Source organism: Aeromonas sp. (assembly GCF_051657805.1).
Classification (GTDB): Bacteria; Pseudomonadota; Gammaproteobacteria; order Enterobacterales; family Aeromonadaceae; genus Aeromonas.
In genome coordinates this window covers 713,831-726,924 of record NZ_JBOFLJ010000024.1, presented here as the reverse complement: position 1 = coordinate 726,924, position 13,094 = coordinate 713,831, and the positions used below count along the sequence as shown (strand labels likewise).

The 13,094-nt window shown below is 61.8% G+C and carries 15 protein-coding genes; 6 read left to right on the top strand and 9 right to left on the bottom strand.

Annotated elements, in window-relative coordinates:
- Positions 1–54 precede the first annotated feature (54 nt).
- Positions 55–297: a YheU family protein gene (locus ACRCYW_RS12380; RefSeq protein ID WP_438550499.1), complete on the bottom strand. Its 243-nt coding sequence runs from the start codon at positions 295–297 to the stop codon at positions 55–57.
- Between the two features lie 83 nt (positions 298–380).
- Here ACRCYW_RS12380 and ACRCYW_RS12375 point away from each other — a divergent pair, with 83 nt between their 5' ends.
- Positions 381–1,532, top strand: a complete 1,152-nt coding sequence (locus ACRCYW_RS12375; protein WP_438550380.1) for a membrane-associated sensor domain-containing protein — start codon at positions 381–383, stop codon at positions 1,530–1,532.
- On the opposite strand, the gene ACRCYW_RS12370 is transcribed toward ACRCYW_RS12375, so the two are convergent.
- From ACRCYW_RS12370 to ACRCYW_RS12360, 3 genes are all read right to left on the bottom strand, one after another.
- Entirely contained in the window at positions 1,517–2,497 is a 981-nt protein-coding gene (locus ACRCYW_RS12370) for a hydrolase (RefSeq protein WP_438550379.1), read from the bottom strand. The genes ACRCYW_RS12375 and ACRCYW_RS12370 overlap by 16 nt on opposite strands.
- A gap of 64 nt (positions 2,498–2,561) precedes the next feature.
- Entirely contained in the window at positions 2,562–3,461 is a 900-nt protein-coding gene (locus ACRCYW_RS12365) for a chemotaxis protein (protein WP_438550378.1), read from the bottom strand.
- A gap of 136 nt (positions 3,462–3,597) precedes the next feature.
- Entirely contained in the window at positions 3,598–4,257 is a 660-nt protein-coding gene (locus ACRCYW_RS12360; RefSeq protein ID WP_438550377.1) for a hypothetical protein, read from the bottom strand.
- Positions 4,258–4,296: 39 nt separating this feature from the next.
- On the opposite strand from ACRCYW_RS12360, the gene ACRCYW_RS12355 reads away from it, so the two are divergent.
- Both ACRCYW_RS12355 and ACRCYW_RS12350 read left to right on the top strand, forming a co-directional pair.
- On the top strand, positions 4,297–4,503 hold the full coding sequence (locus ACRCYW_RS12355) for a YheV family putative zinc ribbon protein (RefSeq protein WP_033130616.1): 207 nt from the start codon (positions 4,297–4,299) through the stop codon (positions 4,501–4,503).
- Positions 4,504–4,733: 230 nt separating this feature from the next.
- Positions 4,734–5,384: an FKBP-type peptidyl-prolyl cis-trans isomerase gene (locus ACRCYW_RS12350; RefSeq protein ID WP_438550376.1), complete on the top strand. Its 651-nt coding sequence runs from the start codon at positions 4,734–4,736 to the stop codon at positions 5,382–5,384.
- Between the two features lie 68 nt (positions 5,385–5,452).
- Here the strand turns inward: ACRCYW_RS12350 and ACRCYW_RS12345 are convergent, their stop codons facing one another.
- Positions 5,453–5,668 carry a SlyX family protein gene (locus ACRCYW_RS12345; protein ID WP_349921220.1) on the bottom strand — a complete coding sequence of 72 codons (216 nt, stop codon included), beginning with the start codon at positions 5,666–5,668 and terminating at the stop codon, positions 5,453–5,455.
- A gap of 14 nt (positions 5,669–5,682) precedes the next feature.
- On the bottom strand, positions 5,683–6,651 hold the full coding sequence (locus ACRCYW_RS12340; RefSeq protein ID WP_438550375.1) for a WD40 repeat domain-containing protein: 969 nt from the start codon (positions 6,649–6,651) through the stop codon (positions 5,683–5,685).
- Between the two features lie 119 nt (positions 6,652–6,770).
- Here ACRCYW_RS12340 and fkpA point away from each other — a divergent pair, with 119 nt between their 5' ends.
- Positions 6,771–7,577, top strand: a complete 807-nt coding sequence (gene fkpA, locus ACRCYW_RS12335; protein WP_438550374.1) for an FKBP-type peptidyl-prolyl cis-trans isomerase — start codon at positions 6,771–6,773, stop codon at positions 7,575–7,577.
- A 149-nt stretch (positions 7,578–7,726) separates the two neighbouring features.
- Entirely contained in the window at positions 7,727–9,130 is a 1,404-nt protein-coding gene (locus ACRCYW_RS12330; RefSeq protein WP_438550373.1) for a sigma-54-dependent transcriptional regulator, read from the top strand.
- A gap of 169 nt (positions 9,131–9,299) precedes the next feature.
- Here the strand turns inward: ACRCYW_RS12330 and ACRCYW_RS12325 are convergent, their stop codons facing one another.
- From ACRCYW_RS12325 to ACRCYW_RS12315, 3 genes are all read right to left on the bottom strand, one after another.
- A complete protein-coding gene (locus tag ACRCYW_RS12325) occupies positions 9,300–10,166 on the bottom strand; it encodes a tetratricopeptide repeat protein (RefSeq protein ID WP_438550372.1) in 867 nt (288 codons plus the stop codon).
- A 114-nt stretch (positions 10,167–10,280) separates the two neighbouring features.
- The gene (locus ACRCYW_RS12320; RefSeq protein WP_438550371.1) at positions 10,281–10,616 is read right to left on the bottom strand and encodes a hypothetical protein; all 336 of its coding nucleotides are present in this window, start codon (positions 10,614–10,616) and stop codon (positions 10,281–10,283) included.
- A 113-nt stretch (positions 10,617–10,729) separates the two neighbouring features.
- On the bottom strand, positions 10,730–11,071 hold the full coding sequence (locus tag ACRCYW_RS12315; protein WP_438550370.1) for a DUF2956 domain-containing protein: 342 nt from the start codon (positions 11,069–11,071) through the stop codon (positions 10,730–10,732).
- A gap of 259 nt (positions 11,072–11,330) precedes the next feature.
- Here ACRCYW_RS12315 and ushA point away from each other — a divergent pair, with 259 nt between their 5' ends.
- Positions 11,331–13,061, top strand: a complete 1,731-nt coding sequence (gene ushA / locus ACRCYW_RS12310; protein WP_438550369.1) for a bifunctional UDP-sugar hydrolase/5'-nucleotidase UshA — start codon at positions 11,331–11,333, stop codon at positions 13,059–13,061.
- Positions 13,062–13,094: the final 33 nt, after the last annotated feature.

Sequence of the window (13,094 nt, the reverse complement as noted above, 5' to 3'; positions counted from 1 at the left end):
TTGAAATGCTATTCGTTGGTCATATTCGCTACCCGTGGCAGCGAGATATGTGCCTCATTCAGGCATGTCTGGTGCGGCGAAACGATGTAAGGACTCCAGAGGAACTATATTTATGCTCTCATGGAGCTCGCTGTAGACGATGACGGCACTACCTTGCCGCAGCTGTTTTCTGACATCATCGACCTTGTCAGCCAGGCTGACATCCTGTTCACCGTATTCGGTTCCCTCCTGCAGGACGAAATGTTCTATCAGGTTGTGCAGGGTATCCGGATCCAGTTCTTGCCAGGGGATTATCATGGTTTCATCTTCGGTCATGGGTATGCGGACATTGTCTTTGTCTGGCCACCGAGCGCAAGCAGTTTGTCCCCGTGAGGTCATCCATGCTGTCCGTTGAGCAGCGCCGCCTCGCCAGCCGGTTCGATCACCACCTGCACGATGCCCGTCGCCGGGCCCTGGGCGGGGGGCTGCGCTGGTTCTGGGTCATCAATCTGATCGCCATCCTGTTTCTGATCACCCGCTTCTATGTCTACTGGGATGCGCAGATGATGCCGACCGGGCTCCTGCCCTGGCACTACGAGTGGCAGCTCATCGCCATGCTGGGCATCTGCCTGCTGCTACCCCTCCTGTGGCGCTGGCTCTCCCGCCAGCCGCCCTCCGTGTGGCGACCCTGGCTGTGGGGCTGTGCCCTGTGCTGGGGCGTGGTCTGGGCATCGACGGGCCATACCATCTCCCAGGTCGATCCCAAGGGGGGATTCAGTCTGAGCTTCAACATGGTGAGCCTGCTGCTGCTGACGGCCCTCATCGCCTTCTACAGCGAGGGGCGGCTGTTCTACTGCCTGGCGGTCACTCCCTTGCTGTTTGTGCTGATACGGGCCTGCGGCAGCCCGTCCCCGATCAATATGATCAACGGGCTGTCAGTGGTGGTGCTGCTCACCGTGCTGGAAACCGGACGACGCATGCTCAACGGCTGGTTCGAACTGGCGGTGCTGAGGGAGCACGACAACCTGGTGCTGGCGCGGCGGATGGATGCCATGGCCAACAGCGATCCCCTGACCGGGGTGGCGAACCGCCGCTACTTTGCCACCGTCAGCGAGCAGATCCTGAAGGAGGTGCAGGCCCAGCACGAGAAGCTGGCGCTGATCCTGCTGGACGTGGATTTCTTCAAGCTGTTCAACGATCGCTACGGTCACCAGCAGGGAGACGAGTGCCTGATCGCGGTGGCGGACTGCCTGAGCACCTCCCTGCGCGAACCCACCGATGTGGTGGCCCGCTACGGGGGGGAGGAGTTCGTTATTCTGCTGTACGGGGCCGATGCCGCTGCCGCCGAGACGGTGGCGAAGCGGATCGCGGGCGAGCTCGCCATCTGCGCCATCCCCCATGCCGACTCCAGCGTCGCCGAGCGGGTCACCGCGAGCCAGGGGATAGCGCTCTGGCGGCGCGGTGAGACCATAGAGGCCTTGCTGGCGCGGGCGGACGAGGCGCTCTACCGGGTCAAGGACGGGGGACGAAACGGCTATCAAATAGCCCCTTGAGTCTGCTCCTGCAACCACTGGCTGATGCGCTCCTCCAGCCAGAAGCGGGGACGCCAGGGGGAACCGTGCAGGAAGCCTACGTGCCCACCCCGGCGGCTCAGCTCATAGCGCACTTGGGGGGAGAGCTGTTCGGGGGCGGGGATCACGGCCCCTGTCATGAAGGGATCGTCGGCGGCGTGGATGATGAGGGTCGGGATGGTGATCCGGGCCAGCATGCCGAGCCCGGAACAGCTCCTGTAGTAGTGATCCGCACTGTCGAAACCGTGCAGGGGAGCGGTGACCTGCTCGTCGAAATCCCGCAGGGTGGCGATGCGGGTGACCGCCTCCGGTTGCCAGCGCGCCTGGGCCGCCGCCTGATGGCGGATCTTCTTCTGCAGGTTGTCCCGCATGGTGCGCAGCAGATAGCTCTGATAGACCCGTGAGAAGCCCTGATTGACCCGATCCGCGCAGCTCGCCAGTTGCAACGGCGCCGAGATCACCACGGCGGCGGTCAGTTCCACCGGGCAGGCCCGCGCCAGCAGATTCACCAGCATGTTGCCCCCGAGAGAGTAACCGATGGCCACCATGGGCTTGCCGGGGAAGCGGCGGCCCAGCTCGGCGATCAGCGCCTGGGCATCCTCGATGGCACCGGAGTGATAGGCCCGCAACAGCCGGTTCGGCTCGCCGCTGCAGCCCCGGAAATGCATCAAAACAGCTTCATTGCCCTGCCGCTGCAGATGGGCAAAGAGCCCCTTGGCGTAGTGGGAGTGGATGCTCCCCTCGAGACCGTGGAACAGCACCAGTAGCGGTTTCCCATCCTGGCTGATGGGGCCGCTCCAGGCGAGATCGACGAAATCCCCGTCTGCCAGTTCGAACCGCTCCGGGGTGAAGCGGGCGGGCGCCCGGCGCAGCCACTTCGGCAATATGGTCTGCAGATGGGGGTTGCGGGCCCACCAGGGGGCGTGGAAGTGGCTCTCAATCAACATAAGGGGCTCGCGAGGTGGCAAACGGCGGCGAGGCTGGCTCGCCACCGTCATCAGAGGTCGGGGATCAGGCGGGCAGGCGGTCGTGGTGTTCGGCACCTCGCAGCATGGCCTGGATCAGTTCGTTCGCTTCAAACTTGGTGAGGGCCTCGTGGGCGCCCACCTGATGGGCCCGCTCCACGCTGATCTCGCTGGAGAGGGAGGTGTGCAGGATGATGTAGGCCTCCGCCAGCTTGGCATCGCTCTGCACCTCGAACGCCAGCTCGTAGCCATCCAGCCCCGGCATCTCGATGTCGCTCACCAGGATGTCGATGGGGTTGCCCTGGGCGGCCCGCGCTTGCATCAGGCTGAGGGCATCACGGCCGTTGGTACAGACCTCGTAGGGGATGTTGATGTAGTCCAGCGCCGCCATCAGCTGACGGCGGGCGACGGCGGAGTCATCCACCAGCAGGATCCGCATCGGCTTGAGGCGCTCGCGCTGCACGTCGGTCAGCACCGGATAGAGGTGGCTGGGATCGTCCGGGTAGACCCGGGAGAGGATCAGCTCCACGTCCAGCAGCTGGATCAGCTGATCGCCGACCTTGGTCACCCCGGTGACGAACACGTTGTGGCCGAGGGAGGGGGGAGGCGGCTCTATGTCACGCCAGTTGCACTCGGTGATCTTGTCGATGCCGCGTACCAGGAAGCCCACCAGGGTGCGGCGGCAATCCGTGATGATGATGAAGCACTGGGCCATCTCCTCCCTGGCGATGGGCCTGTAGCCCACCGCCATCGCCATGTCGATCACCGGTATGGTGGTGCCGCGCATGTTGGCGGCCCCGAGCACGGTCGGGTGGGAGTGGGGCAGGGCGGTGAGCTGGGTATAGGGCACTATCTCCTTCACCTTGAGGGTGCCGATGGCGAAGGATTGCCTGGCGGAGAGGTGAAACAGCAACATGCCCTGGGATTGGTTGGCCTTGCTCGTCATGGCGGATGTCCTGTTGATCTAAACGGTGGTGTTCAGCATAGGGGATGCGAAACAGAATGACTCGTCTGTTATTAGCGACCGCTGGCCGCAAAACTGGATCCCTTTCCCCCGGTTTTTTCCGGCCCGAGTCACCGGCTCAGGGCTGTGACAGGGCCGCCAGGGGCTGACCGAGCCAGCGCTGGCAGGCATCCGCCAGGACGGCCTCATCCTGATAACCCAGCTTGTCCATCACCTGTGCCAGCTTGCTGCCGCTTCTCAGCAGGCGAGCGGCCTGCAGCAACTGCCACTGGGCGCGCAGGGATTGCACGTCCAGGCCGGCGGCGACAAACACGGACTCGTCGACGCTGCCCCCTGCCTGCAGGGCCTGCCAGGCCGCCTGCAACGGGGTTGTGGTCTGGGGAAGCAGGGTCGAAGCCATCAGCTCGTCCTGAGCGACCCGCAGGCGATGACCATAGGCCCCCTGCCAGTCGCGCCCCTTGTCCCAACCGGCCAGGTTGTCCAGCAGGGCATCCAGCAGCGGCGTGGCCTGCAGCCAGCCCGCCTGGAGCGGCTGCGCCACTCGCACGGAACAGCTCAGCCGATCGTGCTGACAGCCCGCCAAAGGGGTGAAGGCGGCGAGGGCATCGGTGCAGAGCCAGAAGTGGCTGCCCGCCGTCAACAGCAGCTCCTGGGCGCCGAGTCTCAGCAGCGCCGCTCCCCGGGTGATCCGCAGCAGTTGGCCCAGGGGGCTGCGCTTGCGGGCCCCCATCTGCAGATGAGGAGTGGAAAAATGCTGATATTCGATGGCGTGATGCATGTAAAAACCCTGATATGATGCTGCCTGGAGGTAACAAAAATGGAAACCAGACGTAAAAAGCGCTTCATTGCCGGTGCAGTTTGTCCGGCGTGCGGCAAGATGGACACCATGATGCTGTATATGGAGCATGGAGTCGAGAAGGTGACCTGTGTCGACTGCGGGGATACCCAGGTGCAGACCCAGGCCGAGGTGGACAAGGCGACCCGCGAAGCCGAGCAGGTCATCGGGGTGTTTAGGCCGGAATAACGGGGGAAGTGAACCCCGCCTCGCACCCGGCCCGCCGGGCAAACTGACCCGGGAGGCTGGGTGGGCGGCAGGCCGGCCCCTTTGCTAGGGGCATCCCTGGTTCCTTGGGGCGGCCAGCCCCGTTCCGGGCTGCTGGATTTTTCGGCACGCCCAGGCGGGGCAGATCATATGCTTGGCCACCTTTTTGAGGTATTCTGGCCCCGTTTTTTTCTATCCGCAGGATCCCTGACATGAAAGTAGCTCCCCTGAGCGTGGTTACGCTGGAATACACGGTCACCGACGAACACGGTGAAGTCATCGACACCACTGTCGGTAAAGAGCCTCTGGTGTATCTGCACGGTACCCGTTATCTGGTCTCCGGCCTCGAAGCCGAACTGGAAGGCCGCAGCGTGGGCGAGGCATTCGAGGTTACCCTGACCCCGAGCCAGGCCTACGGCGAGTATGACGAGAACCTGGTGCAAGAAGTGCCGGGCGAGCTGTTCGATGGCATGGAAGTGTCTGAAGGGGATACCTTCGTTGCCGAGACCGACGATGGCCACCGTCCGGTGACCGTGGTCGAGGTCTCCGAAGAGTTCATCAAGGTGGATGGCAACCATCCGCTGGCCGGCGTGACCCTGGGCTTCAAGGTTGAAGTCAAGGAAGTGCGTGCCGCCACTGCTGAAGAGCTGGCCCATGGCCACGTGCACGGCGCCGGTGGCTGCGGTCACGACCATGGCCACGATCACGACCATGATCACGACCATGATCACGATCATGGCCATGGCGGCTGCTGCGGCGGTGGTCATCACGGCCACGACCACGGTCATGATCACGGCGACGACCACGGTCACGGCGGTTGCTGCGGTGGCGGCGGTTGCGGTGGCAAGGGTCACCAGCACTGATCGGCCATTTGGCCCCATAAAAAAACCCGCCTCGTTGCGGGTTTTTTTATGGGCGACGGGCGCTGCGCTCAGTAGTGCGGGGGCGGCGTCTCTTCCGCCATGCTGGCGATCTGGCTCGGTTGCACGCTCTGCAGCTTGTCGATCAACAGCTGGATCTGATGCTTGAGCCGATCGAGCTCACGACCCTGGGTGGTCACCTCGTCGTTGAGTTGCTCCACCGTGTATTCGGCATAGGCGAGACGGCTTTCCAGGGTCTCGAGGCGATCGTTAAGTTGCTGACTCATGGGCCTGTTGGTCCTTACTTGATAGTCCAGATTTCGGCCAGGCCGCTGGAACTGGCGCTGACGAGGTGGCTATTGTCGCGCAAAGCCACGCCATAGACCACTGCGCTCGGTGGTTTCGCCTTGGAATGGGGGGAGACGCGCCAGCTCTGCAGCAGGCTGCCGTCGCTGACTTGCCACAGGAGCAGTTGGCGGGAGGGGGAGCCGGTGATGAGCCATTGGCCGTCATTGGCGAAGCGAGCGCTGGTGTAGACCTCGAAGCGGTGATCGAATTGCAGGCGGCTCAGTCCCTTGCCGGTCTTGAGATCCCAGATGGTGGCCTGATGACTGTCGGCGGTGAAGGCGTAACGTCCGGTTGGCTCCAGCCGTGCCATCACCACCCGGCCACCGTGGTTGAAGCGCCACACCACCTGGCCGGAGCGGGTATCCCACAGGTAGGCGCTGTAGTCGTTGCCACCGGTGAGGGCGTAGCGGCCATTGGCGGAGAGATCCACCGTATTGACCTGCTCGCTGTGACCGAGGAACTGCAACCTGCGACCGGTACGGGTATCCACCACTTCCGCCTTGCCATCCTCGCGCCCGATCAGCACCTGAGTGCCGTCGGCGGACAGCGCCGCGTCCCTCAGGCTGGATTCAGGAAGGGAGTAGTAGCCTTGGGACTGGCCATCTTGCAGCCGCCAGATGGCGAAGGCGTGCTGGGTTGCCGTGATGGCGTGGCTGTCGTCCGGGGAGAAACGGGTGAGGGTCACGAAGTCATTCTGGTCATCGGACTGGCGCCAGCGCCAGCGCTCCTGGCCCTTGGCGAGATCCCACACCACAGTGCCCTGACCCAGGCTGGAGGCGATGGCCAGCTGGCCATCCTGACTCAGATCCGCACTCAGCAAGCCCTGATTGGCGAGGCGGATCTGCTGGTCCGGGGATGAGCTCTGTTCGCAACCCGTCAGCATCAGGCAAATCGCGAGGAGATAAATGGCACTTTTGATCATTTTTCCTGTCTCATGCTTTCGTTACCTGCGATCAGGGCGTTAGTATAAGGCGCTTATCACTATAAACCTCTCATTTCATGAAGGAACCGAGAGCGGTATTTAGAGTTTTGGAGAAACTGATGAACAATTTTCTGAAGGTGTCCCTGCTGGCCGCGGCCGTTACCGTCGGCCTGACTGGTTGCCAAAAAGATGAAAAGCCGGCTGCCAACAATGCAGAGGTGAAGGCAGAGGCCAGCAAGACCGCAGAGGCCCCCAAGGCAGAAGCCAAGAGCTTTGAAGAGCAATCCGGCTACGCGATCGGCCTCTCCATGGGTCGTTACATCGCCAATACCCTGGAGCGCCAGCAAGAGCTCGGCATCAAGCTGGACAACACCGTCATCCTCAAAGGGGTGACCGACGGTCTGGGCAAGGAAGCGAGCATGACCGACGAGGAGATCCAGAAGGTTCTGCAGGAATACGACGCCAAGATCAACGAGTTGACCAAGGCCAAGGCTGACAAGGATGCCGTGGACAACCTGAAGAAGGGTGAAGAGTACCTGGCCGCCAACGCCAAGAAAGAGGGCGTGAAGAGCACCGAATCCGGCCTGCAGTATCTGGTCGAGAAGATGGGTGACGGCGCCAAGCCGAAGGCCACCGACATCGTCAAGGTTCACTACACCGGTACCCTGACCGATGGCACCAAGTTCGACAGCTCCGTCGATCGCGGCGAGCCGGCCACCTTCCCGCTGAACCAGGTGATCCCGGGCTGGACCGAAGGCGTACAGCTGATGCCGGTCGGTTCCAAGTTCAAGTTCTTCCTGCCGTCCAAGCTGGCCTACGGTGAGCACGGTGCAGGTTCCATCCCGGCGAACGCCGTGCTGGTGTTCGACGTCGAGCTGCTCGCCATCGAGAAGCCGGCCGCCGATGCTGCCGACGCGAAGAAATAAGCAGGAAACTGCACAAAAACGGCTCCTCTGGGAGCCGTTTTTACTTTTGTCTGGTAGCCAGAATTGTCAGAAAGCCTGCCTGCATGGCTTGAGTGTGTGGCATATCGCCCGCAGAATAGACAACAAAATCAATCGCAAGGATGGATCCCGTGGCTGAAAGCAAACCTCGCGTCCTGTTGGTGGAAGACACCCGCAGTCTGGCGGTCGTCTATGAACAGTACCTGGCCCAGGATGGCTATGAGGTACTGCTGGCCGATTGTGGCCAGCAGGCGCTGGCGCAGTTGCTGGCGAGCCCGCCTCCCGTGGTGTTGCTGGATCTGGAGCTGCCGGACATGTCCGGCATGGACATACTGCAGCAGATCACCGAGCAGCAGTTGCCCTGCTCCGTGGTGGTGATCACCGCCCACGGCTCTGTGGACGTGGCGGTGGAGGCGATGCGCCACGGGGCCTTCGATTTCCTGACCAAGCCGTTCGACGGCAAGCGGCTGTGCGCCACCGCGCGCAATGCCTTGAAGCATCAGCAGCTCAGCTCCCTGGTGGCCCAGTATAGGGAGAACTTCGAACGCAGCTCCTTCGCCGGTTTCATCGGCGCCTCCATGCCCATGCAGGCGGTCTATCGCATCATAGAGAGCGCGGCGCCGAGCAAGGCGACCGTCTTTATCACGGGGGAGAGTGGTACCGGCAAGGAGGTGTGCGCCGAGGCCATCCATCAGTGCAGCCCGCGCCGGGAGCAGCCCTTCATCGCGCTGAACTGCGCCGCCATCCCCCATGATCTGATGGAGAGCGAGATCTTCGGTCATGTGAAAGGCTCCTTTACCGGCGCCCAAGGGGATCGCAAGGGGGCGGCCAGCCTGGCGGACGGCGGCACCCTGTTTCTGGACGAGATCTGCGAGATGGATCTCGACCTGCAGAGCAAGCTGCTGCGCTTCATCCAGACCGGCACCCTGCAGCGGGTCGGCAGCGGCAAGCTGGAGACGGTGGACGTGCGTTTCGTCTGCGCCACCAACCGGGACCCCCTGGTGGAGGTGAAGGCGGGGCGTTTTCGGGAGGATCTCTACTACCGGCTGCACGTCATCCCCCTGAGCCTGCCCCCCCTGCGGGAGCGTGGCGAGGATATCCTGCTGCTGGCACGGGATCTTCTGCTGCGTTATGCGAAGGAAGAGAACAAACGTTTCAAAGACTTCGATGCCGAGGCGGTGCGGGTGCTGCTGGACTACCCCTGGCCCGGCAACGTGCGCGAACTGCAGAACGTGGTGCGCAACATAGTGGTGCTCAACGACAGGGGGCTGGTGAGCCCGGAGATACTGCCGCCTCCCCTCAATGGCGGCCAGGGTCGCGTGGCTGTGCTGCCTGCGGCAAGCGCCACCGAGGTGGTCGCCCAGGCCCCGAGCCGGGCCCCCATACGGCCGCTCTGGCTGGTGGAGAAGGAGACCATAGAGCAGGCCATCGCCAGTTGTGACGGCAACATCCCCAAGGCGGCGGCCCTGCTGGAGATCAGCCCCTCGACTATCTATCGCAAGAAGCAGGGCTGGGAAGAGGCGAGCCAGGGTTGATGGACGCTCAGCCCACTCTTTTCCAATCCCGCTATCGCAAGAAGCAGGGACGGGAGGAGGCAAGCCTAAGGCTGAGGTCGGTGCCGGGATGGTGGGCGTCATTCGGAGTTGATTGGCTTGTGTGCGGGGCGGCCGAGGGGCCGCCCTGTTGTTTTCTCTCGGTTGTTCGCTAGAGCTTGGCGAGGCGCTTGAGCCTCGCCAGCCGCTCGGCCTCGTTGGCCTGCAGCCAGCCATCCTGAGACAGCAGGAACCAGGCGCGGGCGAAATACTCGGCCGTGGCCGGATCATCCAGCGCCAGCGCATTTTCCCCCAACTCCTCAAACAGATAGCCATCCTCGGGGGTGCTGGCGGAGGGCATGTCGGCCTGCAACTGCTTCAGCTCTCCCATCGCCTGCTCGTGCAAGCCTTGCGCCCGGGTGAGGCGCGCCAGACTCCAGCGGGCGATAAAGGCCTTGGCCTGGTTGTTGTGCTGCTCGTGCCAGGCCACGCATTTCTGCTGACTGGCTCTGGCCTCCGCCAGGCGTCCCAGCTCGAACAGAGTCCAGCCCTGATTGTTGTAAAGGCTTGGCAGCCAGCCCCGGGCCCGCTCGTCCTGGCTGCGCTCGGCCAGGGTCATCGCCAGCTGATGCCAGCGGCTCTGCTCCTCCAGCGGTGCGGTGATGGCCACCATATGGGCAGCATCTATGGCCAGGAACTCCTCCCCTTGCTTGAGCCCAAGCTGCCAGGCCTGTTCAAACAGCGGCTTGGCACTGGCCTTGTCGCCCGCTGAGTTGAAACAGCGGCCACGCTCCAGCAGGGCGCGAAGACGGGCTCGCGGGGTGGCAGTCGTGAGGCGGGGTTCTAGCTCGTCGAGCAGCTGGTGCGCCTCGGCAAACTGGCGTCGCAGGGAGTGGGTGCGGGCTATCTGGGTCAGCAACTCAAGCTCGTACTGCAGATCGGCGGCACGAGCCTCGGGAAGAAGGGCATGGAAGTGCTCAGCGCTGGCGGCGGGATCCTGATAATCCCACAGGGTCATGAAGTCGGGCAGGTTGTGCATCTGGCCTCCTGGCGAGCATTCCTGCCACCCAAGATGCCCGCAGGCCATTGTTTGTACAAGAGGCGCCCGTTACAGAGCGCCTCCTGTTCCGTCACAGGCCGATCACGGCCTGCATCAATACACCATGGCCAGGCTCATCAGCATCAGTCCGAGGGCGGCGAAGGCACCCTCCTTGATGGCGAGTCGGGGCACCAGCGCCTTGGGCAGGGCCGGGAACAGGCTCAGCGCAAAGCCGAGCCCCGGCATTAGCCAGTGAAAGCTGGGGCTGCGCTGGGCAGGATCGGCCGCACCATTGATGACGATCAGCAGGACGAAGAGGGTAAACGCGGGCAGGATAAACCAGCGGGCGCTGCCAGCCGCGACGGCCCGCAGGGGCGAGATGCGATAGAGCACCAGGGTGACGATAAACAGCACCAGGGGGGCCAGCAGATAGAGCGGGGCCGGGTTCATGTGAAAGCTTCTCCAGACGATGGGGGGCGAATTTAATCAGCCAGGGGAGGGGATGACCAGCATCCATGCCCCGGGCTGTGAAGCCGATCCCAGGGCAAAGGTTTGCGAGCGGCTCAGCGCAGCCAGTACCAGCCACAGGCGAAGGCCAGCCAGCTCAGCCCCAGCAGCACCCAGGGCAGGGGATGTTGGCGGCGGATCTCGATGATCTCGACTTCGATCTCTTCCTCATGATGCTCACCCTGTGGTTGCGACTTCGCCTTGGCCTGCAGCTTCTTCTGGCGGCTGGCCTCGCGGGCACGAGCCTTCATCTGCTTCTTGTATTCGTCTATGCCCTTCTGGATGCCCTGGGCTATCAGCTGGGTCTGCTCCTTGGTCTGGCCCGGCCTCTGGTTGGCGCGGGCGAGCTTTATCGCCTCTTGCTGGGTCTCGGGAGAAATCTTGTCGTACTTGGCCATTCACGGCACTCCTTGGCATCGATTGGCAGGAATTATGCCATAACCTGTGCAGCCATGGCTGCCATCCGGCCCGGTGAAATGGCGGTGAATAGGGTGAGAGCGCGGGGAGATATTTCGACAGGAGAACAGGTTGCGCGAAGGATCACATTTAGCGCAATTTGTGAGTCGCCGATGAAAAACCGTCACAGGTTGTTTGTTATATTACCGCCCGACCCAAGGCATGGGTCGTCCAATAACAAAATAACAAGGTGATATGGAAATGAATTATAAATTAGTCAAAGGAAGTGTCGCACTGGCTGTGCTGGCCGCTCTGAGTGGTTGCAATTCCTCCAAGAATGAAAGTGTCGCCCCCTGTACCGAAAATGTCTGCAAACTGACTGTCCTGCACACCAATGATACCCACGGCCGTTTCTGGCACAACGCCGAGGGTGAATATGGTATGGCCGCCCAGAAGACCCTGGTCGAGCGTCTGCGTGCCGAGGCCAAGGCGGCGGGCAGCGAGGTGTTGGTACTCTCCGGTGGTGACGTGAATACAGGTGTACCTGAGTCCGATCTGCAGGATGCCGAACCCGATTTCATCGGCATGAACAGCATTCGCTACGATGCCATGGCCGTGGGCAACCACGAGTTCGACAACCCCTTGAGCGTCCTCGAGAAACAGCGTGGGTGGGCCAAGTTCCCCATGCTGTCTGCCAACATCTATGACAAGGCCAGCGGCAAGCACTACTTCGACCCCTACAAGGTGTTCAAGCTGGACAACGGCCTCAAGGTTGCCGTGCTGGGCCTGACCACGGAAGACACCGCCCAGCTGGTGGATCCGAACAACGTCAAGACCCTGGAGTTCCGGGATCCGACCACGGAGGCGGCCAAGCTGGGCCAGCAGATCCGCAGCAACAAGGAAGCGAACCTGGTCTTCGCCATCACCCACATGGGCCACTACGAGAATGGACTGCACGGCAGCAATGCCCCCGGTGATGTGGAGATGGCTCGTGCGCTGCCGGCCGGCACCCTGGACGCCATCATAGGGGGTCACTCCCAGAACCCGGTCTGCATGGAGCCGGGCACCCCGAACAAGTACGCCAGTTTCAAGCCGGGGGACGACTGTCTGCCGGATCAACAGAACGGCACCTGGATCATGCAGGCCCACGAGTGGGGCAAGTATGTGGGGCGCGCCCAGTTTGACTACCAGAATGGCAAGCTGACCCTGACCAGCTATGAACTCATCCCAGTCAATCTGGTGAAGCGTAATTCCAAGAATGAAGCCATTGATGCACAAGGTAATGTGACCAAAGACATCACCAAGATGCAGCTGTTCCAGGAAGCCATCACCAAAGATGCTGAACTCTACAACACACTGTTGCCTTATCAGGAGAAGGGTCAGCAGGAGCTTGGAGTCGAGATTGCCAGCACCGATGGTCGTCTCAATGGCGATAAGGCGGACGTACGCAGCAAGCAAACTAACTTGGGTCGACTCATTACTACAGCGACGGCTGAAAAGTTGGGGGCAGATTTCGGCATCGTCAACTCAGGTGGCGTTAGGGCATCAATTGATACCGGTACTATCACATATGGTTCGGTACTGACCGTTCATCCGTTTGGCAATACTGTCAACAAGGCGACGATGACGGGCGCTGAATTGGAAGTCTATCTGGCTAAACTTGCGACTAGGGCCGCGACTGGCAGTGATGGTGGCTATCCCCAGTTTGGTGGCATTAATATGCAGGTAGATTGCCAAGCTAAGAGCGTCGCTATTACCTCTGTCGGTGGCAAAGCATTTAACCCCAATACTGCCTACAGCTTCTCTATTCCTAGCTTCAGTGCTGCAGGTGGCGATGGTTACCCGGTTATCAATACCATTAATGCTGGGTTGGTCGATGCGGGAGTGCTGAAAGAATATTTGGAGCTCAAGGGGAATATTCATGCTGCTGACTATGAACCTGCGGGTGAGGTGAGTTTCATTAACAGTGCAGTGACCACGGGTTGTAAATAAACTACCACCTTGTTTAAGCCCTAATCGGGTCAT

Excerpts from the sequence above, each read along its gene's own strand:
- ACRCYW_RS12315 (WP_438550370.1), bottom strand. The coding sequence starts at position 11,071 with ATGGCCAAGTACGACAAGATTTCTCCCGAGACCCAGCAAGAGGCGATA.
- ACRCYW_RS12360 (WP_438550377.1), bottom strand. The coding sequence starts at position 4,257 with ATGCATCACGCCATCGAATATCAGCATTTTTCCACTCCTCATCTGCAG.
- ACRCYW_RS12320 (WP_438550371.1), bottom strand. The coding sequence starts at position 10,616 with ATGAACCCGGCCCCGCTCTATCTGCTGGCCCCCCTGGTGCTGTTTATC.
- ACRCYW_RS12350 (WP_438550376.1), top strand. The coding sequence starts at position 4,734 with ATGAAAGTAGCTCCCCTGAGCGTGGTTACGCTGGAATACACGGTCACC.
- ACRCYW_RS12325 (WP_438550372.1), bottom strand. The coding sequence starts at position 10,166 with ATGCACAACCTGCCCGACTTCATGACCCTGTGGGATTATCAGGATCCC.
- ACRCYW_RS12370 (WP_438550379.1), bottom strand. The coding sequence starts at position 2,497 with ATGTTGATTGAGAGCCACTTCCACGCCCCCTGGTGGGCCCGCAACCCC.
- fkpA (WP_438550374.1), top strand. The coding sequence starts at position 6,771 with ATGAACAATTTTCTGAAGGTGTCCCTGCTGGCCGCGGCCGTTACCGTC.
- ACRCYW_RS12345 (WP_349921220.1), bottom strand. The coding sequence starts at position 5,668 with ATGAGTCAGCAACTTAACGATCGCCTCGAGACCCTGGAAAGCCGTCTC.
- ACRCYW_RS12355 (WP_033130616.1), top strand. The coding sequence starts at position 4,297 with ATGGAAACCAGACGTAAAAAGCGCTTCATTGCCGGTGCAGTTTGTCCG.
- ACRCYW_RS12365 (WP_438550378.1), bottom strand. The coding sequence starts at position 3,461 with ATGACGAGCAAGGCCAACCAATCCCAGGGCATGTTGCTGTTTCACCTC.
- ACRCYW_RS12375 (WP_438550380.1), top strand. The coding sequence starts at position 381 with ATGCTGTCCGTTGAGCAGCGCCGCCTCGCCAGCCGGTTCGATCACCAC.
- ACRCYW_RS12380 (WP_438550499.1), bottom strand. The coding sequence starts at position 297 with ATGATAATCCCCTGGCAAGAACTGGATCCGGATACCCTGCACAACCTG.
- ACRCYW_RS12340 (WP_438550375.1), bottom strand. The coding sequence starts at position 6,651 with ATGATCAAAAGTGCCATTTATCTCCTCGCGATTTGCCTGATGCTGACG.
- ushA (WP_438550369.1), top strand. The coding sequence starts at position 11,331 with ATGAATTATAAATTAGTCAAAGGAAGTGTCGCACTGGCTGTGCTGGCC.